Genomic DNA, 20,531 nt, shown 5'->3' with positions numbered 1-20,531 from the left:
GGAATGGTTGTAGGTGATTTCGCAAAAGAAGTTGATACTCTCGTCATTGGTTCAGGTCCAGGAGGCTACGTTGCCGCGATTCGTGCAGCGCAGCTTGGACAAAGCGTAACAATTGTAGAAAAAGGTACTCTTGGGGGAGTATGCTTAAACGTTGGTTGTATCCCTTCCAAGGCGTTGATCTCTGCTGGTCATCGTTATCACAACGCTCTACATTCTGACGATTTAGGGATTAAGGCAGAAAACGTGACATTAGACTTCAGCAAAGTTCAAGAGTGGAAAGCATCTGTCGTAAATAAATTAACAGGTGGCGTAGAAGGGTTACTTAAAGGGAATAAAGTAGAAATCATTAAAGGTGAGGCCTACTTTGCTTCGGAAGACTCTGTGCGCATTATGGATGAGAAAAATGCAACAACATACAAGTTTAAAAACTGCATCATCGCAACAGGCTCTCGTCCAATTGAATTACCGAACTTCAAATATTCAAAGCGGATTATCAATTCAACTGGTGCCCTCGCGCTAGAAGAAGTTCCGAAAAAACTTGTTGTTATCGGCGGTGGCTACATCGGGATCGAGCTTACAGGTGCATATTCAAACTTAGGTTCAGATGTAGTTGTACTTGAAGGTGGCAAACAAATCTTACCTGGGTTTGAAAAGCAAATGGCAAAGCTTGTTGAGCGTAAGTTGAAAAAGAACGGTGTTTCTTTCCATACAGAAGCGATGGCTAAAGGCGTGGAAGAAACAGAAGATGGCGTAAAAGTAACGGCAGAAATTAAAGGCAAAGAAGAAGTATTTGAAGCTGATTATGTATTGGTTACTGTCGGTCGTAAACCAAATACGGATGAGCTTGGTCTTGAACAAATCGGAGTCGAGCTTACAGAGCGCGGTTTGATCAAAGTTGACAAACAATGTCGTACGAACTTAAGCAACATTTATGCGATCGGCGACGTCATTGCAGGACCTGCACTAGCACATAAAGCTTCCTACGAAGGGAAAATCGCTGCAGAAGCGATTGCCGGGGAAAAGTCAGAAATTGATTACTTGGCGATTCCAGCCGTTGTATTCTCTGACCCAGAGCTCGCTACGGTTGGCTATACTGAGACAGAAGCGAAGGAAGCTGGCTATGATGTAACAGCTGCAAAATTCCCGTTTGCTGCAAACGGAAGAGCGTTGTCTCTAAATGATGCAGATGGTTTCATGAAGCTCATTACTCGTAAAGAAGATGGCCTCGTCATTGGTGCACAAATTGCCGGTCCGAATGCTTCTGATATGATTGCAGAGCTTGGCCTTGCGATTGAAACTGGTATGACGGCTGAGGATATTGCTCTTACGATTCATGCCCATCCATCTTTAGGCGAAATTACGATGGAAGCTGCAGAAGTAGCACTTGGAACACCGATTCACATCGTAAAATAACCGCTAACGGTAAAAAACACGGTTGCTATTTTAGCACCGTGTTTTTTTATCTTTTTAATTTCGAACATTCATGTTGTAAAAGGTAAGCTTATAGTGGTTGCCTATCTCTTGCTTTGGCTCGATTGTGCCTTCAAACAGCATATTCTCTGTTAAAAAGTCGATAACAGTGATCGGAGCCCCTCTATTTTCATTAGGATTGGACCGAGTGAGGTATACCTTTTGGCCAGAGAGTGCCATAACGTAATTGTTGATCGTCACATTTGATAAAAGTGGCATGTCAATCGTCTTTTCTAATACCTCCTCTGTCACTAGATTGAATCCTTCGATCATCAATTGCTTCTCTGCTAAAGAGAGCAAGTAAAGGGTATCGTTTTCAAGGTGCACGATTTTATCTTCATCTAGTTCAAACGGGAGGTCGAGATTCACGACTTCCTTTGTCGCTAAGTCCATGTACATCAGCTGTTTATCTACAAATTCGCTATGACTTTCCTCAACTTCTTGATACAGATTTTTTTCGAAAACTAAAAAAGTACCTGAATTATTCATAGAAAACTTTTGATTACTTTTAAATGCTTATTTATCAAGCGTTTCATCTGATTTGATCATGCATCAAATAAATGAAAAAAGAATCCATTTCTGTTAAAGTTAAATCACGACAAAATAACCACAGAAAGGATTCTTATAATGGATACTTTACCGCAATTAACGTTAGATTTCAATCGTCAAATTAAATTGTCAAATGATGGGGGTTCTCTTTCTTCTGATACAGGTGAATTTATCTTTAGGGAATTCGATGAGAAAATCGGATTCTCTAAAACCTTGGCTCGACATCTACATTTGAAAGACGATAGAAAATACTATGTTCATTCGAATGAAAATTTACTCCGTCAAAAGATTTATCAAATCATTGCTGGTTATGCTGAAGATGACAGTGCTGACGAATTGACGAATGATCCTGTCTTCACACAAATTATCGGGACCGACGCCTTAGCTTCTCAACCAAGTTTATCTCGGTTTTACACAAGATTTGATAACGAATCCATGGAACAATTAAATCAAGCGAACCAAGAGCTTTTAGATAAAGTACATACATTCAGGGGATCCAAAGCAATCATCTTTGACTTGGATTCAACACATGCTGACACATATGGTGAACAAGAATCGGCATCGTACAATACTCATTATGGAACGGTCGGTTTTCATCCGTTAGTTGCTTTTGATGGTATCACTGGCGATTTCCTTAAAGCGAAGCTACGACCAGGAAATGTTTATACTTCCAATGGTGTCGTTGATTTTGTAAAACCACTTATTGAACACTACAATGAAAAATTTCCAGAAACCACACCGTTTTTACGTGGAGATAGTGGATTTGCTGTCCCGGCTTTGTATGACTTATGCGAAGATGAGTCTGTCTATTACGTGATTCGTCTAAAATCAAACGCTATTTTACAGCGAATAGCAGATGAATTACATCCAGCAACGGAGATATCAGATGTTTCCATGTCTGAATATTATTATGAGGAAATCGAATACCAGGCAAAATCATGGTCGAAGTCAAGAAAAGTCATCGTACAATCTGTTCGTCCTGCAGGTGAATTGTTTTTTACACACTCATTTTTTGTCACCAACCTAGTAGATGCGTTCTCTCCAAAAGATATCGTTCGTGCTTACCAAAAAAGAGGCACGATGGAGAATTATATTAAGGAAGCTAAAAACGGTTTTTACATGGATAAAATGAACAGCCACTCCTTCCAAGTGAATGAAGCAAAAATGATGTTAAGTCTATTAGCGTACAACCTAACGAATTGGCTACGTACCCTTTGCTTTCCAGAAAAACAGACAAGTATGCAAATCGAGACCATTCGTACAAGAATTATTAAAGTTGCGAGTAAATTAGTAAAATCGGGACGATCCCTCTACTTTAAATTGTCCTCTAGTTTTGTGTACCAAAAATTCTTTTGGGAAGTACTTCAGCGAATTCAACGTCTAAGGATAGAATAATTCAATTGAATAGCTGTTTTTTTAAATGGATGTAAGACCAAGGGGGTAGTATGCCCAAAATCAGGATTTTACTGCCATTCACTATTATATTCCGCCATATTTATCGAAATCATCTGTTTTTATATGTTTGAAAACAAAAAGCCCCTGGACTTGATACCAAATTAACTCTTCGTTTAGAAGTATGAATAATTCAGGAAGTAGGTTGATCGTCATCTACGTATGTTTGCAGATAGCTGTCCTGATCCGAAATGAGCGTATCGTGGGTGACCGTCTGCTTCGCTAAATCAATACTATAAACGTGCATTTCTTCATCATCAAAATGAGGTGAAACGCTTGCTGCGATGTGAAGTTCATCATCTCTTACAATCACTTGCTCCAAGTAAAGATAGAAATATTTCTCACCATTTGGAATGTCCAATTGAAAGAGCGTTTCTTCCTTTGATTGTTTATCTAAAATCGCTATTTCCACTTGTACTGCAGTATCGTTGGTCTGATCCCAAGAGAGGCTTACATAAGTGATTTGCTCGTCATTTTCAATAAACGTGCCTGAATAAAAATTCTTTCCCCGAAGAAAGGAGCGATTATTTTTATATAGATCTTGTACGAGTGGACTGTGGAATTGTAAATCATTCATTCTCTCGAAAAAAGAACGCTCATTTAAGTGGACTGTTTCTTTACTCGTTATCCACATGTCACTCCATACTATACGATCTTCGTAATATCCATTGATGATGACTGGATCGATCTCAGCCAGGTCGCCAGTCACCTTCTTGATGTCGAATTCAGGTAAAGCAAGGTTTGCTAGCGTCGTTTGAATAAAAAAAGTGCCCAAAACAACCACAATGCCTGTTACTAATACAACTAGTTTCCAATATCGTCCCATAAGTCACACCCCTACACCATGATTCGTTTTCTTAATAAGTAATAACTTAGCCAGATCGAGCCACCTATAATAATAACGGAGAGCAGCAGGTGGATGAGAAAGATTTCGATTGGGAAGAAGTAACTTCTCGAGAAGGACAGCTCCGGTGAAAGAAAAATGAGCCAAACAATTCCAACATAGATGCCACCGAAAATAATGCCTTTAAGCCTAAAGCTTCTTTCGAGAAGAATCGCTGTGAACACAACGAACACAAACATGAGCCCCAGTCCATAATGAATGAAAAATTCCATAATGGAATAGGGGATGATCACATGTAAAAAGTCTAAGCTCTGCAATGTTTCTCGCAATGGGAGTTCTACATGAAGAGCAGAAGGTGTAAGCCATGCCAACAGCTTCGTTTCAAGCGACAGGAGAATAAGTTGCCATGACACAAGTCCTAGCACCATTAGAAAGATGGCGGTCGCTTTTGCTAAGTAAATGTTGATCCGTTCCGTAGGTAACATAAGTAGCCGGTAAATAAAAGTATTTTTTCCGAACCAATCACGATACCAAATAAGAAATACATAAAGGAGTAATGTGACAGCTCCGAATGCAATTGGACTGACAAACCACATACTATTTGTAATGTTGGCCATGCTAATAGGTCCATATTCCTCCATGAACTGTGCTTCGTTCATTCGATTCTGAACCATGATTTCTGTTGCATGATTTAAAAATCGCTTCGAAATAACAAACACACCTATGATTTGGGAAAGGAGTGTGACAACTAGGAGAACGGCATATAACTTTGCGAAACGATGGACTTCAAAGTGTGTTAGTTTTAAGTAATTTTTCATCGGTTGTACACCTCTCTCAATACATCGATCACAGACTTTCCTTCGTTTTCTCTCAGAGCTTCTGTTTGAAATTGTTTATAGACTTTTCCATCGTTTAGCACGACAACGTGATCAATTAAATGTTCAATATCACCGATTTCGTGAGTTGTTATGATGACGCCACGATCTTCGATAAGATGGCTTGTAAAACAATCGGCAATTTGTTCGCGGCTAAAGATATCGATCCCAGAAAAGGGTTCATCCATTAGTAAAAAATCAACATCGAGCGCAAGCCCGAGCAACAAATTGGCCTTCGCTGCATTGCCTTTCGATAAGCTTGAAATGAGGTCTTGTTCATTTAATTTAAAAAATGAGAGTAATTCCTTGGCGCGTTCCACGTTCCAATTGCGGTAATACTCGTTCATAAAATCCATGGCCTGCCGGATGGTCATATTAGGCATCATCGTGATTGCATCTGGAATAAAAGTCGCTTGTTCAAAAGTGTGTTTGTCAATCGGTTGACCGTTGATTAAAATTTCCCCTGATTGTATCGGGGTTAATGCCATCATTGCTTTGAGAATTGTCGTTTTCCCAACACCGTTAATGCCAATAAGGCAAGTGATTTCCCCTTTTTTCGCTGTAAATGAGACATCATCTAATACGAGCTTCCGTCCATATTTTTTCGTCACGTTTTTTACTTCAATCATAAGTGTCCCCCTCAAATCTCGTCCTTCTCGTATTTTTCTTTTAATAGCGTAATAACTTCATCGATCGGCACATGAATGGGTTTAATCGCTGCAATAAAGTTATCCACTGCGTCTCGAATGAGCTCTGAGCGGACAGAAGCTAATATGTCCGGATCATTCGTAATTTTACTCGGTAAATTTCCTTCCGTCTTGATCAATCCTTGTTCCTCCATTTCCTTATACGCGCGCTGTGCGGTGTTTGGATTAATTTTTAAACTGTTCGCTAATTCACGACGTGATGGAATTTCTTCACCTGGCAAGAGCGCTCCCGTAGCAATACGTTCCTTAAAGTGTCGGATCACTTGTAGGTAGACAGGATCGCGCTTATTAAAATTCATTTTCATGGCAACAGCTCCTATTCTTGGTGTATTAACAACTTAATACATAATCGGCGCACGAAGCGTATTAATCCTTTAATACAGCTCTAGTGTATTATATGGTTCATACAGGTAAGTTGTCAATAGATATCAGACAAAAAAAGGAATTATATTTTTAGAAGAGGAGTGAAGACACTAGAAAAGCTTCCTCAGAAAATTAGAGGAAGCTTGACATATAATCGTATAGATAAAACTCGATTCTTTTTTTTGATAGCGATTTTGATGATAGATGATACACTCGTTCAATTTCTTTTATGATTTGCGCTGTACTGTACTCGCCTTCGAGACGCAAAAAGACTTTGTCACCTTGAACGACAATAAGCGTTGGGAATTGTTCGATTTGAAAATAGCGAATAACATCCTCATGTTCTCCAGAAGTGACTAAAACGTGAGGAACTTCGTTTGGATAAAGGGATTGCAATTCCAGCAGCGCGTCTAAATAAGGCTTTTCTTGATCGACAGGGTCTGGCTCTGAAAATAAAATCGTTGTTTTTACATCGTTTTGGATGAATGGTGGCGAAGAGGTTGAATCGCTCGTTGCGATACATCCCGTGAGACAAATAACACATCCGACCCACAAAAGAAACCTCATACGATTGATCACCCCTTCACTCCAACCTGTCCACTGTTTTATCTATTTAACTGGTAGAAACTCTCACTTCAAGCCGATAAATGTCCTATGGAAATGCTTGTAACTTGCCCTGTGTGGGCTACACCTAATATATAATAGGGAAAAGAAATTGATAAAATTTCACTTTATCATCTTCTTGTCATCATTTTATCATGTGATGGCTAGGTTCGGTGATCAGTAACATAATTGTAATGAAATAGAAACATCTGTTTTATTTTCTCTACGTTAAAAGACATCTATTTACAGGATAGTGATAAAAAAGACCCTGTCATCAGCTTATAAAGATGATGACAGGGGCATGTTTTCTCACGTTTATCGCTTTTTTGGTTGGCGTGCAGGGATGATTTCCCGCCTAAATGATTTAACCATGGAAAAAATGAGAACAATCATAATAACTGTAAACGGCAAGGCCGCTATTATCGCTGCGGTTTGCAGAGCCCCCAAACCTTCCTGGTTTAAAAGCAAAATCGCCGCACTTGCAGAGATGATGAGCCCCCATACGAATTTGACAACATTTGAAGGGTTTAAATCGCCGTCGGTTGATTGAATTCCGAGAACGACGGTTGCTGAATCAGCAGATGTAATAAAGAACGACGCAATTAACAATAACGCAATGACAGATAAAAACGTTCCGAGTGGAAATTGCTCTAATAAGCCAAACAAAGCAATCTCCATTCCATGATCGGCCATCAACCCGTTAATATCCGCAATGCCCTCTCGTTGGAAATAGATGCCCGTTCCACCAAAAACGCTAAACCATAGAGCGCCATAGAGAGCAGGTACTGCAAGAACCCCAATGACAAATTCACGAATCGTTCGTCCTTTTGAAACACGAGCAATGAATGAGCCGACAAATGGTGCCCATGAAATCCACCAAGCCCAATAGAAGATTGTCCAGCCTTCCACCCAGTTTGTTTCTGGGTTGTATACATCAAGACGAAAGCTCATCCCAGGCAAGTTTTGAATATACGAGCCGAGGGTTTGTGTGAAAACCCCTAATAAATAACTTGTTGGTCCTAAGATTAGTACGAGCAGCATAAGTAAGGTTGCTAAAACAATATTGATGCGGCTTAAATGACGAATCCCTCGGTTTAAGCCGGTTTGTGATGACACCATAAATAGAATAGTGACGACAAAGATGACGATCAGTTGCACCATATAAGGGCTATAATCTCCGACAGCAGGTACTAAGTGGTTGAGCCCACCGGAAATTTGTGCCGCTCCAAATCCGAGGGATGTGGCGACACCAAAAATGGTAGCAAACACGACGATGACATTGATCACCGTTCCAATCCAGCCATCAACCCGGTCACCAATCAATGGCCTAAAGGAGGAGCTAAGAACGCCTGATTCCCCTTTGCGGAAAGTGAAATAGGCGATGGCTAAAGCGACAATCGTATAGATTGCCCAAGGGTGCAAGCCCCAGTGGAAAAAGGAATAGCGCATTGCCTCACCAGCCGCCTGCGCCGTTTCTGGCACGGCAATCGGTGGGTCAAAGTAATGATATACAGGTTCCGCAACACCCCAAAATACAAGACCAATCCCCATTCCAGCCGTAAATAAGAAAGCAAACCATGTAAGATAGCTGTATTCTGGTTTTTCCTCTTGCTTCCCTAAGCGAATGTTCCCATACTTACTAAATATCAAAAAGATCGCGAACGCGAGAAACCCTGTTGCGGAAAGCAAATAAAACCAACCAAGTTCATTTAAAATAAACGAATCGATCACTTTTGTGACCGCCGCTAAATTTTTAGGAGCAATAAGTCCCCAAGCAATAAAAATAGCGGCAATAGCTACTGAAATAATAAACACTTTGTATTTACCCATGTCATTCTCCTCTCTGCTTGTTAAGTTGAGTTCTCCTAATCACATTAATCCGAGGGGCGTAGCCTTTCTAAAAAAATATAGGAAGGGTACGCGCGTTCTTCCAATGAAAAACGGCGTTCATCAGCCGTACATTGTTCAAGCTCAACGGTCAAATCATGGAGCGAGATCAATTCAGAGAGCAGGCGATGGATCGGCTCCGTTGCATCTTTCTTTTTGTGCATCGCGTCCTCCAATTGTCTGGCAAGTGCATAATGTTCCGTGTGAATTTGGTGTAAAGGGTCTTGAAGAATGTTTGTCAACGAAACAAGAAACGAAAGAACGAGCTGCCTCTCCTTTACAGATAGTGGTTTCTTCAACCGAATTTGACCGATCTTCCCCAAGTGAGCAAGGGCTTTGTAAACATAATCTAGCTTTCGATGTAAATAAGTGAAAGACCGTTTTTCAGAGGAAGACGATTTCCGATATTTCCATTCATCATGTTGAAATGTTGTTAACTTATACGTCTCGGATAAGTGATGGTGCAACGTACGATACGAGGTCATCGTCTCTTCCTTTTCAAAATCGACCACCTTCGTTGTGACAAGTTTAAGCTCAGATGATAACATGGCAAACATTTTTTCCACTTTGTTCATTAAAATTGGGCCAAATTTAGGTGGTAAGATCATGAAATTCACAAAAGTGGAAATCATGATTCCTAAAGACGTGCCAGCTACTCTAGAAACATAATCAGCAAATAAATGATCAGTTGTCGATGGGATCATGGCAACAGCTGTTAATGTGGCTACTAATGTTCCAGCATCCAGCCTCAAGCGAGCACAAACCGCAATTGTGATCATTGATACAATTGCGTACGTAATAGGGGTCTGTCCAAAGAAATACGCTGAAAGCACGGCAAAAAAAGCACCTAATGCAGCTGCCGGCAAACGAATCAATCCTTTTTTTAGCGAATCAGCAGCTGTGGGTTCCGTTGTAACAATCGCCGAGATCACAGCAAAAGTAGGGGATAGGTTGAATGCCATACAAATCGCCGTTGTTAAACAAACGGCCAGTCCCGTTTTCAACACACGTCGGCCAATCCAAGGATGTTTCATGAATCCGCTGATCTCCATTTCACACACTTAAGTAGTTAATAGTCTTTAGTATGTGAGAGGAAACAAAAATTATTCATGATCTAGATAAACCTTCATTGTGAAAATCCTTGGATACGATGTAATTGTCTTTAAGCAAATGCTAGAAATAGTCTTTGTGAATGAGAGCTTGCCATGATTTCCTACCTTTGTGCCTTGTCACAAAAAGTCGAATACGTTAAAATGCACCCATGCACAAAATAAAAGTATAACAGAAAGGGACATGAACGTGAAGAAAAGACACTTATGTTGCTCTTTATTTGCTATGGGAGTCGTGCTTAGCGCTTGCCAAAGCAATGGCTCTGCCAATGAACCACAACCATCCGAACCACAACAGGAGGCAGTTGAAAACGAACAAGAAGAAAATATGAGAACAATCTCTTATACAGTAGGCGAGGATGATGCGAAGGTTTCAGTGGACGAGCTTATTCAGACCCTTGATGGGGAGTTAACTTTCGATGAGCTTCATCGCACGTTGGAAATGACGATACATGAGGATCAATATAAGTTGATTGATGGTGTAACTGTACTTGAACGAAATGGTGAATACTTAGCTACTGATGAAATCTATCTAATTGAAGAAGAAGGGGAGCTTTATTTACCGGTCGCCTTTTTAGAGGTAGGCTTAGGACTTGAAGTAACGTTCCAAGAAAAAGAAGTGGCGTTCCAATGGTTTGGACCTGCCGAACGAGTTGGTGGACCGCCAGAAGGGTTTGATTTTGATGAGTGGGATGTTGACACGATGGTTGACTATTTGTCATTTTTAGAGCGACCGATTCAAGGGGCGCAAGTGAGCACAATTGATAGTCATTTACCTGGAGCACCTCGCGAGTATCGAAATGGCTTTCATGAAGGCATTGACTGGTATGATTTTGCCACTGGTGGGAACATTTCACGAGAAACCCCGGTATACGCCATGGCTGAAGGAATTGTCGTACGAGCAGATCATGATTTCGAAGACTATGAATCACCAGAGGTGCGAAATGCTGATTTAGCCCTAACAGCGGAGTTAGGTGAAACACCAGAATATATCTTTGATCGTCTTCGCGGTCAACAAGTGTGGGTACAATATCCAAATGGTGTCATGAATCGGTTTGCCCATTTAAGTGGAATTCCAGAAGATCTTCAGGTAGGTGATCGCGTCAATGCAGAAACGGTCATCGGTTATGTTGGAAATTCTGGGACAAGCAGTGCGGTGAATGGAAATTTAGATGACGATCTTCATTTACACCAAGATCTACTCATTTACGGTGAGCTATTCTGGAAACCGTTAACCCTTGAAGAAACAAAAGAAGTCTTGCAAAAAATTTGGCCGTGATATAAGAAGAAACGAGAGTCTAATGACGACTTTCGTTTTTTTAGTTTTCTTGCTATTAAAGGAGATGAAACGGAGAAGAAAACGACGTTTCAACCATTAAGGCTTGGCTGTTTAAGCCAATATAGTATGAATAATAGATGTATTGAGTATTTGAAGAAAAGTGGGGGACGAAGTTTATCGATTAAAATATGGGAAAAAATATCTACAGAAGCGAGAAAGACTTCGGATAAACTTATAGACGAGGTAAGGCCATTGACTGTCAATTAAACAAGTTGTTTTACAGTTGTATTCGACAGTATTCGTGTAAAGTCGTCATCCGTTTTTAGTCTATTTTATGGTATCATAGAAGGGGAATGGAGGTATTACACAATTCATGGATAAATCACAAATATTGGATGAATTGAGATTGCAAATAGGCTGCGTTCCTGATTCAGCGTCGACATTAACTGATTTCTATGCAGGAATTGTTCAAGTACTTACCGATCCACTTGATGATTTATGTGCGGCGATTTTTTTAACGTCCGCTAACGCTTTTCATAAAATAGTGTCTGAAGGGGGAGTCCCGTTCACTGATCAAGTGAGATTCGGTGAATCCCTTCTTAGCGTCGTTGCTATTCGAGGAAAGCTTCAATGCTTCTTTACAAGTCAAGATCAAACGATTATTTCTCCATTTTATAACGGCCATCATTTAATTGGTCAGTTGGTGATTGTCGTCCAGGCCAGTCGCTATAAGGTGACAGAAGAAGATCTCATCTTTGTGAGGGAGGTTAGTCGTTTTATTGAGAATCAGCATATCAAATACGAAACCATGTTTTGAACCAACCAGCATCATTAGTGAAGCGGTTGGTTTTTTTAGTATGATATAATGGATTTAAATATGACATACAATTTAGTCTTGACGAGATAAATGATATATACTATTATGTAAATAAATCAAATGTTAAGCGTTTTCAACTATTGAAAAGGGGATGAGTATATGGGAACAATCGTGTGTCAGACCTGCAACCAGACCATTGAACATTTTGAAGTTGAAAAAGTCACAACATTATATGCGAAGTGCCCTAGTTGTAATGATAAAAAAGAAACAAAAAACGAGAGATAACTAAAAAAGACTCATCTATGGGGGAGATGAGTCTTTTTTTATGTTAAATATTAACGGATGGCTTCGTGCTCTTTTATGACACGCAACGTTCGAAAGGTGTCGTCTTCTGGACCTTGCACAGGAAGACCGGCACGGTTGTTTTCACGAATGTAGGCGAGATTGCTTTCGGTTATATTTTCACCAGGAATTAGGATTGGAATTCCTGGGGGGTAAACCATAATAAATTCTGCAATGGTACGTCCGACAGAATCTTCGAATGGAACGACCTCAGTTTCAGCATAAAAGGCATCTCGCGGAGACATGGCGAGTGTAGGGATATTTGGAACGTAGACAGAGACTGGACTCCGTTCACAAATCCCATGTTTGTGCAGGTCAGCCAGCTCAGAGAGAGCTTTGACAAGCAGATCCATCTCCCGCTCAGTGTCACCAAATGAAACGATGCAAAGAATATTATATAGATCTGACAGCTCAACCTCGATCTGATAATGTTCCCTTAACCATACTTCTGCATCGTAGCCAGTAATTCCAAGATTCTTCACAGAAATGATCAGTTTCGTTGGATCGTAATCATAGGTAGCAATCGTTCCAAGAATCTCCTTGCCAACACAGTACAAGCCATCAATGGCGTTAATTTGATCTCTTGCCTGATCAGCCAACTGAATGGTATAGCCAATAAGATCTCTACCGTTTGTCGCTAAATGCTTTCTCGCCGCATCAAGGGAGGCGAGGAGCAAATAGGACGTGGAGGTTGTTGTTAGCATACTTATAATGGTTTGCACACGCTTCGCAGAGACGAGGCCTTCGCGAACATTTAAAATGGAGCTCTGTGTCAAGGAACCTCCAAGCTTATGAACACTCGTTGCCGCCATATCAGCTCCGGCCTGCATTGCCGATAAGGGAAGGGCTTCATGGAAATGAATGTGCACCCCATGCGCTTCATCGACAAGAACAGGAACGTCCCTGCTATGGCAAAACTCTACAATTTTTTTTAAGTTTGCAGCAATGCCAAAGTATGTCGGGTTAATAACAAGAAGTCCTTTGGCATCAGGGTGAGCGTCAAGCGCCTTTTCCACCGCTTCAATCGTGATTCCATGGGAAATCCCTAGAAGGGGATCGATTTCTGGATGGATGAACACAGGTGTCGCTCCTGAAAAAACGATCGCAGACATGATCGACTTGTGAACATTTCGTGGCACGATGATCTTTTCACCAGGCCCGACAACGGACATAATCATCGTCATGATGGCACCGCTTGTCCCTTGGACAGAAAAAAACGTATGGTCTGCCCCAAATGCTTCGGCGGCTAACTCTTGTGCTTCTTTAATGATCCCATGGGGATGATGTAGATCGTCAAGCGGGCCTATATTGATTAAATCGATCGATAGAGCATTGTCACCGATAAATGAACGGAACGCTGGGTCCATACCAGCTCCTTTTTTATGACCGGGAATATGAAATTGTACAGGGTTATGTTTAGCGTGAGCAACGACTCCCGAGAAGAGGGGGGTCTGTTCTTGACGAGACAACTCAGTCACCTCTTTAGCTGATAAACTTTACGTGATTTTACAAAACAAGAATGAGTATAACAAATTCAAGCCCGTATGCCTAGTGGAGGAATGAATAAGACTCTAGGAAAACTTTTTATGTGGTAAAATGAGCCATAAGGGGGAAATCAAGGAGGGATTTACTGTGTGGGAAACAAGAGTCACGAGTTTACTAAACATACAATACCCAATCATTCAAGGAGGCTTAGCTTATTTAGCTTATTCTGAGCTTGCTGCTGCCGTGTCAAATGCTGGGGGACTCGGTCAAATTACGGCCATGTCGTTACAAGGTCCTGAGCATTTGCGCAAAGAAATCGAACGAGTGCGAGAGAAAACAGAGCATCCATTCGGTGTGAACTTTGCGATCGGTCAACATGGACGTCCATTTGAAGATATGGTGCAGGTTGCCATCGAGGAAGACGTTCCAGTCGTATCAATGACAGGGGGAAACCCAGCTCCCATTTTAACCATGTTGGAACATACATCGATCCGAAAGCTTGTGTTGGTTGCATCACGAAGACAAGCGGTAAAAGCGGAAGAGCTTGGGGCGGATGCCGTGATGGTAGTCGGCCACGAAGGAGGGGGACACCTAGGACGTAATGATGTCGGAACGATGGTACTTGTCCCGCAAGTCGTGGACGCTGTTTCGATTCCTGTCATTGCTTCTGGTGGTATCGGTGATGGAAGGGCATGGATGGCTGCTCATGCTCTTGGTGCTGAAGGAATTGAAATGGGGACGCGCTTTATTGCCACAGTCGAGTGTATACACGCTCATGCTAAGTATAAAGAAAGGCTCGTCCAAGGAAGTGAACTGGATACGGTCGTCATTAAGCGTTCGCTCGGGAGCCCTGCTCGGGTGATCCGAAATGATTGGACGGAGCATATTTTAACAATTGAACAAACGAATCCTTCCTATGACGCACTCAAAGAGTATATTAGCGGGGAGGCGAACAAAAACTTTATCTATGATGGACAGGAGGATAAAGGATTCGGTTGGGCCGGGCAGGTCATGGGAAGGATCCGTGACATTCCTACGGTCCAGCAGTTGTTTACTCGGATGATTGAGGAAGCCATTGATGTTCGAAAACGTTGGGAACTATCTGAACGAAAGGATGACAAATGAATCATGAAAACAACGTTGCCAATATCGCTTGATTGGTCAACCGAGGAAGTGATCGATGTGGTTCACTTTTTCCAAGCGATCGAACAAGCATACGATCAAGGGATTGCCCGAGAGGATTTACTCGGTAAATATCGTAGGTTTAAAGAAATCGTTCCCACCAAAAGTGAAGAGAAACAATTGTTCCGCGCATATGAGCAGGAAAACGATGTGTCCTGCTACCAAACGATAAAAAAAGCGCGAGAAAAAATGGAAGAGCATATTAAAATGTAAAAAAGAGAAAGGCACGTGCCTTTCTCTTTTTTACATTTGAACCGTTGACTGTTGTGCAAGTTGATATAATGGAACTAGCGTTTTAAAGGTATCTTCAATTGTGTGCAAAAGCTTGTCTCCATCTTGAACAAGTGGATCTTTACGATCAAGGGTAATGCCGCACAACAGCTCTGCTTTTTTCACATCACGAAGTCGCTCAACCATTTTTATAAAAGCGTCATCGGATAGTTCGCTTTCGGAAACGGTGTCAGGTTTTGTATGATCCACAGACCATTTGAACGAATCGGGAATGTTCTCTCGAATCGCGGTAGGAGCTTTTAGAAGCTCTTCCGCAAATGCACCTTTCACAGGAGATTCGTAAATGATAGCGAACCATACAAAAAGGTGGCTTTCCCACAAGCCTACTTGAAAATGAGGAAGCTTTTTGTAGCCTCGCTTACTGTTTGCAAAAGCGGCCCAAGTGTCATTCGGAGGGTTTACCGTTCTGCGCGCATGTTTGGCTGTATGAACGAACATTTCATCTCCGGTTAAGCTCGAAAGCGTAGGGGCCAGTTCAGTCCCGAAAGCTTCCAACTTAGGGCGGATTTGATTTTTTATTTTTTCCATTCGAGGTTCAAGCCCATCGATTGTAAAGACATCAAAATCAGCTTGTACGAATCCAAGTATACTCATAATCGAAAAAACTCCTTTCAAAAAAGACCATGTGTACAAATAGGGTACCACAGAGGGGCGTTTTTCACACAATCATATGCTTATTGTGACTTTGCGATTAATTCCTAAGAAAAAAAGCAAAAAGGTTGCATTTTCTTAATTTTTTTCATAAGATAGAGTAAAGAAAACTATCTGAATTTTTTGTCAAATATTCCTGTTTTAGTAGTTGCTTCTGTCGCGAAACGTGCATGAAAAGGTTAACCCTACCCTTTGACATCCTCTTGTGAAGGAGTGTGACGATCATGGAACAGGTCATTCAAACGTTTAAACGAAGAGACGGAGAAAAGAGAATTCCTGTCTTGCGCCTTGAGATTGATTACGAGCTTATGACATTACATGACGCCATGCTTGCCGAAGACATTAATGCGATGAGAAAAACAAAGCGTCGCCTTGAAAAGCTTCGACTTGAACTGTTACAGCTGGAAGCATAACAAATAGGTTAGGAAAAAGCGCAAATTGATTTTGCGCTTTTTTCGTTTTCACTTTCATAAAGTTTCACTTCATAAAAGTAAAAGAAAACCGACGTTTCTGCTATTAATACCTTGGGCTCGGCACCAACTTAGTTTTTCTTGTATGTTAGATATCCTCATTAAAGTGCATGCACTTTAATTTTTTCGCTCGTTTGTGTCATAATGGAACTAACTTTTCATAGTGAGCTTGGAGGGAACGGTACATGACGCGTGAAAACAAATGGATAGATATTGGAGAGATTGCAAAGGCGTGGGTTGTTGAAGCAGCTCAACATATTAAACAAGCATTGGAAGGGACGTTTAACGTGGAAGCGAAGTCCAATCCAGATGACTTAGTAACGGATGTGGATCGGTCTACGGAGCGGTTTTTTTACGAAAAGGTTACCTCACACTTTCCAAAACATCATTTTTTAGGGGAAGAGGGGACAGCGGAGAAGTTAGATCGTCTAGATGGGACAGTGTGGATTATTGATCCGATAGATGGAACGATGAACTTTGTTCATTCCCAATATCATTTTGCGATCTCAGTCGGAGTCTTTCATGACGGAGTTGGTAAGGTCGGAATTATTTACGATGTTATGAACGATGAAATGTTTTATGCCGTCCAAGGAGAAGGGGCCTACGTTCGTGATACAAAATTGAAAACGATCACAACTAGCTCGGTGAATGAGAGCGTCGTTGGAGTTAATGCCCGATGGCTTGTCGAACAGAGGGCACCTTTCAGAGGTGAACTGGAACGTCTTGTCAGGGATGTGCGGGGTGTTCGCTCGTTCGGTTCAGCCGCATTGGAATTGGCGTATGTAGCCGCTGGTCGATTGGACGGATATGTGAGCCTTAAGCTGTCACCATGGGATTATGCGGCCGGTAAAGTGCTATTAGCAGAAGTTGGGGGGACGATAACCACTCTTCAAGGGGAGGAGCTCTCGTTATTAGAGCCGAGCACTTTGTTAGCTGCGAATTCATCCTTACATAGTGCCATTGTGGATCAGTATATTAAGGGGGAATAAACGTGAGTCAAAAGGTTGGATTTGTGGGCTTAGGGACGATGGGATTACCAATGACGAAACACCTTGTGGACAAAGGGTTTGAAACGTATGTGAAAAGTCGGAGCCGTGGTCCGATTGAAGAAGCGATCCAATATGGAGCGATAGAAGTAGAGTCCTACAAGGAATTAATGGAGACTGCTGATATTGTTATGACGTGCTTACCCCTTCCTGAGACGGTCATCGACGTCTATGAAGGGGAGGACGGGCTCATTGCAGGGCTGTCTCAAGGGAAAATCTTGATTGACCATTCGACCGTTGACCGGGAAACAAACGTACGAGTTGCCGAGCAAATTAAAGAAAAAGGTGGCGCATTCCTTGATGCCCCAGTTAGTGGAGGTCCGATGGGGGCTAAGGCTGGAACGCTGACAATTATGTGCGGTGGCGAAGCTGATTCGTTTGAGCGTAGTAAGGAAGTACTGGGCGCTTACGGTGACTATATCGTCCATGTTGGCCCTATCGGAAGTGGCACGGTGGTGAAGCTTGCCAACAACATGGTGATTGGCGTCCATCAGGCTGTTCTGGGAGAATGTTATCTATTTGTGGAGAAGGCAGGCGTTGATCCAGCCATTGCATATGAGATCATTAAGCGCAGTGCAGGATTTTCAAAAAGTATGGAATGGTCTGTTGATGCGATTTTAGATCGTGCATTTGACCCGCGGTTTTCCATTAATCTGCTCCATAAAGATATAGGGTTGGCCCTTAAATTAGGAGAGCAGCTCGGAATCCCTCTTGAAATGGTAGAAAAAGGAGAAGAACGGGTGAGAGCCGCGAAGGAACAGTATGGTCACGAAGATGTTTCGGCGATCATTCGTCCACTTGAAGAGAAGCTGGGCTTAGAGTTAAGAAGGAAGTCGTCATCTTAAAAAAAAGCTAGAACGGGATCCGTTCTAGCTTTTTACATATCCTCTGATTCTCGAAGCTTTTTGCGTAACGTAAATCCTAATCCTGTCGCAACAAAAATACTTACAAACGCTAGGATGGCAATGAGGATGCTCCGCTCTGCGATGGCGATCCCGATGGCCATAATGCCGATAACTGTAATAATGGCAAGTAATAAAAACAGTACATTTTCCTTTTTCATGAAGCATCCCCCCAAAAAATACCGACAATCACTACCCATAGTGTACCTTTTTTTCTCAGGAGAATAAAGCCTGTCAATGTGACAAAAACGTTAAAGATTGCTGTTGATTTTTGAATAAAAAGCGAAAAGGATAACACTATGTTATAATGAGACAGTTAATGACCATTTTACGAGGAGAGAAGAACATGACCGTACGTAACGATTTACGCAACATTGCGATCATCGCCCACGTTGACCATGGAAAAACGACATTGGTTGACCAATTGCTAAAACAATCAGGAACGTTCCGAGAAAACGAACAAGTGGATGAACGAGCGATGGACTCGAACGCACTTGAAAAGGAACGTGGTATTACGATACTAGCGAAAAATACGGCGATTAATTACAATGATGTGCGTATTAATATATTGGATACTCCTGGACATGCGGATTTTGGCGGTGAAGTAGAACGAATCATGAAAATGGTGGATGGCGTTCTTTTAGTTGTTGATGCTTATGAAGGCTGTATGCCACAAACGCGCTTTGTCTTAAAGAAAGCATTGGAGCAAAAGCTTACCCCTTTAGTCGTCGTCAATAAAATTGATCGAGATTTCGCGCGACCTGCAGAGGTTGTTGACGAAGTACTTGATTTATTTATCGACCTTGGTGCGGATGAAGATCAGCTTGATTTCCCAGTCATTTATGCCTCAGCTATTAATGGGACTGCAAGCACAACTGCCGAGAAGCAGGATGAGGATATGACGAGTTTATTTAAGGCGATCATTGACAACATTCCAGCACCAGTAGGTAACAGTGGGGAACCATTGCAATTCCAAGTGACGATGCTAGATTACAACGATTACTTAGGTCGTATTGGAATTGGGCGCGTATTCCGTGGTGCGATCAAAGTTGGCGAGCAGGTCGCTTTAATGAAGCTGGACGGCTCAGTGAAACAATTCCGGGTAACAAAAATGTTTGGATTTATCGGCTTAAAACGTATTGAAATTGAAGAAGCGAAGGCAGGGGACCTTATCGCTGTTTCGGGGATGGAAGAGATCAACGTAGGTGAAACTGTCTGCCCTGTCGATCATCAAGACCCGCTCCCAATTTTACGTATTGATGAGCCGACGTTGCAAATGACATTCCTTGTGAACAACAGTCCGTTTGCTGGGAGGGAAGGAAAACATGTGACGAGCCGTAAGCTTGAAGAACGTCTCCGAGCTGAGCTGGAAACGGATGTAAGTCTCCGAGTAGAAAACACAGATTCTCCAGATATGTGGGTTGTTTCAGGACGCGGTGAGCTTCACCTTTCGATACTTATCGAAAATATGCGCCGTGAAGGCTACGAGCTTCAAGTATCAAAGCCGGAAGTCATTATCCGTGAAATCGATGGTGTCCAATGTGAGCCAGTTGAACGGGTGCAGATTGATGTGCCTGAGGAATACACTGGAGCGGTCATGGAATCTCTTGGGGAGCGAAAAGGGGAAATGCTGAACATGACAAACACGGGCTCTGGTCCAGTTCGGCTTGAATTCATGGTTCCCGCACGTGGGTTAATCGGGTATACGACTGAATTTTTATCGCAAACGCGTGGGTATGGAATTATTAACCACTCATTTGACAGTTATCAGCCTGTGACCCCAGGTCAAGTAGGTGGACGAAGACAAGGGGTTCTCGTGTCAATGGAGACAGGAAAAGCGACCCAGTACGGCATCATCCAAGTGGAGGACCGGGGGACGATTTTTGTTGAGCCTGGGACTGACATTTATGAAGGAATGATTGTTGGTGAACATACGCGTGAGAACGACCTTACCGTTAATATTACGAAAATGAAACAGCAAACTAACGTTCGTTCGGCTACAAAAGAACATACAGTGACGATGAAAAAGCCACGTATTATGACGCTTGAGGAAGCTTTGGAATATTTGAATGACGATGAGTATTGTGAAATCACTCCTGAAGCGATCCGCCTTCGCAAGAAGATTTTAGTAAAAACGGAGCGGGAGCGAGCTGAAAAGAGACGGAAGTTGGCAGCTCAAAATCAATCGTAGGGGAAGAAAGGTTGAC

At 42.0% G+C, this 20,531-nt stretch carries 22 protein-coding genes; 11 read left to right on the top strand and 11 right to left on the bottom strand.

The window, feature by feature from the left end; translation table 11 throughout:
* The first annotated feature begins 3 nt into the window (after nt 1-3).
* Nucleotides 4-1,413, top strand: a complete 1,410-nt coding sequence (gene lpdA / locus E2L07_RS06170; protein WP_134229142.1) for a dihydrolipoyl dehydrogenase — start codon at nt 4-6, stop codon at nt 1,411-1,413.
* 54 nt (nt 1,414-1,467) lie between these two features.
* On the opposite strand, the gene E2L07_RS06165 is transcribed toward lpdA, so the two are convergent.
* Complete coding sequence (locus E2L07_RS06165; RefSeq protein WP_134229141.1) at nt 1,468-1,959, bottom strand: hypothetical protein; 492 nt, start codon at nt 1,957-1,959, stop codon at nt 1,468-1,470.
* Between the two features lie 138 nt (nt 1,960-2,097).
* Between E2L07_RS06165 and E2L07_RS06160 the strand changes: the two genes are divergently transcribed.
* Entirely contained in the window at nt 2,098-3,414 is a 1,317-nt protein-coding gene (locus E2L07_RS06160) for an IS1380 family transposase (protein WP_134229140.1), read from the top strand.
* Between the two features lie 190 nt (nt 3,415-3,604).
* Here the strand turns inward: E2L07_RS06160 and E2L07_RS06155 are convergent, their stop codons facing one another.
* The 7 genes from E2L07_RS06155 to E2L07_RS06125 all read right to left on the bottom strand — a co-directional run bounded on the left by E2L07_RS06155 (nt 3,605) and on the right by E2L07_RS06125 (nt 9,784).
* Complete coding sequence (locus E2L07_RS06155) at nt 3,605-4,297, bottom strand: hypothetical protein (RefSeq protein WP_134229139.1); 693 nt, start codon at nt 4,295-4,297, stop codon at nt 3,605-3,607.
* A gap of 11 nt (nt 4,298-4,308) precedes the next feature.
* Nucleotides 4,309-5,133, bottom strand: coding sequence for a hypothetical protein (locus E2L07_RS06150; protein ID WP_010898799.1), 825 nt, complete (start codon nt 5,131-5,133; stop codon nt 4,309-4,311).
* Nucleotides 5,130-5,819 (bottom strand): ABC transporter ATP-binding protein, encoded by a 690-nt coding sequence (locus tag E2L07_RS06145; RefSeq protein WP_010898798.1) that lies wholly within the window; start codon nt 5,817-5,819, stop codon nt 5,130-5,132. The genes E2L07_RS06150 and E2L07_RS06145 overlap by 4 nt, the downstream gene beginning before the upstream one ends.
* 11 nt (nt 5,820-5,830) lie before the next feature.
* The gene (locus E2L07_RS06140; RefSeq protein WP_134229138.1) at nt 5,831-6,202 is read right to left on the bottom strand and encodes a GntR family transcriptional regulator; all 372 of its coding nucleotides are present in this window, start codon (nt 6,200-6,202) and stop codon (nt 5,831-5,833) included.
* Between the two features lie 190 nt (nt 6,203-6,392).
* On the bottom strand, nt 6,393-6,827 hold the full coding sequence (locus E2L07_RS06135) for a thioredoxin family protein (protein ID WP_134229137.1): 435 nt from the start codon (nt 6,825-6,827) through the stop codon (nt 6,393-6,395).
* A gap of 351 nt (nt 6,828-7,178) precedes the next feature.
* Nucleotides 7,179-8,693 carry a BCCT family transporter gene (locus E2L07_RS06130; RefSeq protein ID WP_134229136.1) on the bottom strand — a complete coding sequence of 505 codons (1,515 nt, stop codon included), beginning with the start codon at nt 8,691-8,693 and terminating at the stop codon, nt 7,179-7,181.
* A gap of 44 nt (nt 8,694-8,737) precedes the next feature.
* Nucleotides 8,738-9,784: an FUSC family protein gene (locus tag E2L07_RS06125; RefSeq protein ID WP_233422054.1), complete on the bottom strand. Its 1,047-nt coding sequence runs from the start codon at nt 9,782-9,784 to the stop codon at nt 8,738-8,740.
* 265 nt (nt 9,785-10,049) lie between these two features.
* Here E2L07_RS06125 and E2L07_RS06120 point away from each other — a divergent pair, with 265 nt between their 5' ends.
* From E2L07_RS06120 to E2L07_RS06110, 3 genes are all read left to right on the top strand, one after another.
* The gene (locus E2L07_RS06120; protein ID WP_010898793.1) at nt 10,050-11,138 is read left to right on the top strand and encodes a M23 family metallopeptidase; all 1,089 of its coding nucleotides are present in this window, start codon (nt 10,050-10,052) and stop codon (nt 11,136-11,138) included.
* A 373-nt stretch (nt 11,139-11,511) separates the two neighbouring features.
* Nucleotides 11,512-11,955, top strand: coding sequence for a hypothetical protein (locus E2L07_RS06115; protein WP_053430862.1), 444 nt, complete (start codon nt 11,512-11,514; stop codon nt 11,953-11,955).
* Between the two features lie 159 nt (nt 11,956-12,114).
* Complete coding sequence (locus tag E2L07_RS06110; protein ID WP_083445502.1) at nt 12,115-12,240, top strand: GapA-binding peptide SR1P; 126 nt, start codon at nt 12,115-12,117, stop codon at nt 12,238-12,240.
* Between the two features lie 50 nt (nt 12,241-12,290).
* Here E2L07_RS06110 and E2L07_RS06105 read toward each other — a convergent pair whose 3' ends face one another.
* Entirely contained in the window at nt 12,291-13,766 is a 1,476-nt protein-coding gene (locus E2L07_RS06105; RefSeq protein ID WP_276399880.1) for an aminotransferase class I/II-fold pyridoxal phosphate-dependent enzyme, read from the bottom strand.
* Nucleotides 13,767-13,929: 163 nt separating this feature from the next.
* On the opposite strand from E2L07_RS06105, the gene E2L07_RS06100 reads away from it, so the two are divergent.
* Together E2L07_RS06100 and E2L07_RS06095 are read left to right on the top strand one after the other, a co-directional pair.
* Nucleotides 13,930-14,907 carry an NAD(P)H-dependent flavin oxidoreductase gene (locus E2L07_RS06100; protein ID WP_134229133.1) on the top strand — a complete coding sequence of 326 codons (978 nt, stop codon included), beginning with the start codon at nt 13,930-13,932 and terminating at the stop codon, nt 14,905-14,907.
* Nucleotides 14,908-14,910: 3 nt separating this feature from the next.
* Nucleotides 14,911-15,177: a UPF0223 family protein gene (locus E2L07_RS06095; RefSeq protein WP_134229132.1), complete on the top strand. Its 267-nt coding sequence runs from the start codon at nt 14,911-14,913 to the stop codon at nt 15,175-15,177.
* 30 nt (nt 15,178-15,207) lie between these two features.
* Here E2L07_RS06095 and E2L07_RS06090 read toward each other — a convergent pair whose 3' ends face one another.
* Nucleotides 15,208-15,849 carry a YktB family protein gene (locus E2L07_RS06090; protein ID WP_134229131.1) on the bottom strand — a complete coding sequence of 214 codons (642 nt, stop codon included), beginning with the start codon at nt 15,847-15,849 and terminating at the stop codon, nt 15,208-15,210.
* A 281-nt stretch (nt 15,850-16,130) separates the two neighbouring features.
* Here E2L07_RS06090 and E2L07_RS06085 point away from each other — a divergent pair, with 281 nt between their 5' ends.
* From E2L07_RS06085 to E2L07_RS06075, 3 genes are all read left to right on the top strand, one after another.
* Nucleotides 16,131-16,319, top strand: coding sequence for a hypothetical protein (locus tag E2L07_RS06085; protein WP_010898787.1), 189 nt, complete (start codon nt 16,131-16,133; stop codon nt 16,317-16,319).
* A 242-nt stretch (nt 16,320-16,561) separates the two neighbouring features.
* Entirely contained in the window at nt 16,562-17,365 is an 804-nt protein-coding gene (locus tag E2L07_RS06080) for an inositol monophosphatase family protein (RefSeq protein ID WP_134229130.1), read from the top strand.
* Nucleotides 17,366-17,367: 2 nt separating this feature from the next.
* Nucleotides 17,368-18,267, top strand: a complete 900-nt coding sequence (locus tag E2L07_RS06075; protein WP_010898785.1) for an NAD(P)-dependent oxidoreductase — start codon at nt 17,368-17,370, stop codon at nt 18,265-18,267.
* Between the two features lie 32 nt (nt 18,268-18,299).
* Here E2L07_RS06075 and E2L07_RS06070 read toward each other — a convergent pair whose 3' ends face one another.
* The gene (locus E2L07_RS06070) at nt 18,300-18,485 is read right to left on the bottom strand and encodes a DUF5325 family protein (protein WP_010898784.1); all 186 of its coding nucleotides are present in this window, start codon (nt 18,483-18,485) and stop codon (nt 18,300-18,302) included.
* Between the two features lie 185 nt (nt 18,486-18,670).
* On the opposite strand from E2L07_RS06070, the gene typA reads away from it, so the two are divergent.
* The gene (gene typA / locus E2L07_RS06065) at nt 18,671-20,515 is read left to right on the top strand and encodes a translational GTPase TypA (protein ID WP_134229129.1); all 1,845 of its coding nucleotides are present in this window, start codon (nt 18,671-18,673) and stop codon (nt 20,513-20,515) included.
* Nucleotides 20,516-20,531 lie beyond the last annotated feature (16 nt).

The sequence above is a fragment of the Halalkalibacterium halodurans genome (assembly GCF_004376175.1).
Classification (GTDB): domain Bacteria; phylum Bacillota; class Bacilli; order Bacillales; family Bacillaceae_D; genus Halalkalibacterium; species Halalkalibacterium halodurans.
The sequence above is the reverse complement of the archived record's forward strand: the minus strand, read 5'-3'. Positions and strand labels throughout refer to the sequence as shown.

Bases quoted from the DNA above. Each gene is read 5' to 3' on its own strand.
- lpdA (WP_134229142.1), top strand. From the start codon at position 4: ATGGTTGTAGGTGATTTCGCAAAAGAAGTTGATACTCTCGTCATTGGT.
- E2L07_RS06165 (WP_134229141.1), bottom strand. From the start codon at position 1,959: ATGAATAATTCAGGTACTTTTTTAGTTTTCGAAAAAAATCTGTATCAA.
- E2L07_RS06160 (WP_134229140.1), top strand. From the start codon at position 2,098: ATGGATACTTTACCGCAATTAACGTTAGATTTCAATCGTCAAATTAAA.
- E2L07_RS06155 (WP_134229139.1), bottom strand. From the start codon at position 4,297: ATGGGACGATATTGGAAACTAGTTGTATTAGTAACAGGCATTGTGGTT.
- E2L07_RS06150 (WP_010898799.1), bottom strand. From the start codon at position 5,133: ATGAAAAATTACTTAAAACTAACACACTTTGAAGTCCATCGTTTCGCA.
- E2L07_RS06145 (WP_010898798.1), bottom strand. From the start codon at position 5,819: ATGATTGAAGTAAAAAACGTGACGAAAAAATATGGACGGAAGCTCGTA.
- E2L07_RS06140 (WP_134229138.1), bottom strand. From the start codon at position 6,202: ATGAAAATGAATTTTAATAAGCGCGATCCTGTCTACCTACAAGTGATC.
- E2L07_RS06135 (WP_134229137.1), bottom strand. From the start codon at position 6,827: ATGAGGTTTCTTTTGTGGGTCGGATGTGTTATTTGTCTCACGGGATGT.
- E2L07_RS06130 (WP_134229136.1), bottom strand. From the start codon at position 8,693: ATGGGTAAATACAAAGTGTTTATTATTTCAGTAGCTATTGCCGCTATT.
- E2L07_RS06125 (WP_233422054.1), bottom strand. From the start codon at position 9,784: ATGAAACATCCTTGGATTGGCCGACGTGTGTTGAAAACGGGACTGGCC.
- E2L07_RS06115 (WP_053430862.1), top strand. From the start codon at position 11,512: ATGGATAAATCACAAATATTGGATGAATTGAGATTGCAAATAGGCTGC.
- E2L07_RS06110 (WP_083445502.1), top strand. From the start codon at position 12,115: ATGGGAACAATCGTGTGTCAGACCTGCAACCAGACCATTGAACATTTT.
- E2L07_RS06095 (WP_134229132.1), top strand. From the start codon at position 14,911: ATGAAAACAACGTTGCCAATATCGCTTGATTGGTCAACCGAGGAAGTG.
- E2L07_RS06090 (WP_134229131.1), bottom strand. From the start codon at position 15,849: ATGAGTATACTTGGATTCGTACAAGCTGATTTTGATGTCTTTACAATC.
- E2L07_RS06085 (WP_010898787.1), top strand. From the start codon at position 16,131: ATGGAACAGGTCATTCAAACGTTTAAACGAAGAGACGGAGAAAAGAGA.
- E2L07_RS06080 (WP_134229130.1), top strand. From the start codon at position 16,562: ATGACGCGTGAAAACAAATGGATAGATATTGGAGAGATTGCAAAGGCG.
- E2L07_RS06070 (WP_010898784.1), bottom strand. From the start codon at position 18,485: ATGAAAAAGGAAAATGTACTGTTTTTATTACTTGCCATTATTACAGTT.
- typA (WP_134229129.1), top strand. From the start codon at position 18,671: ATGACCGTACGTAACGATTTACGCAACATTGCGATCATCGCCCACGTT.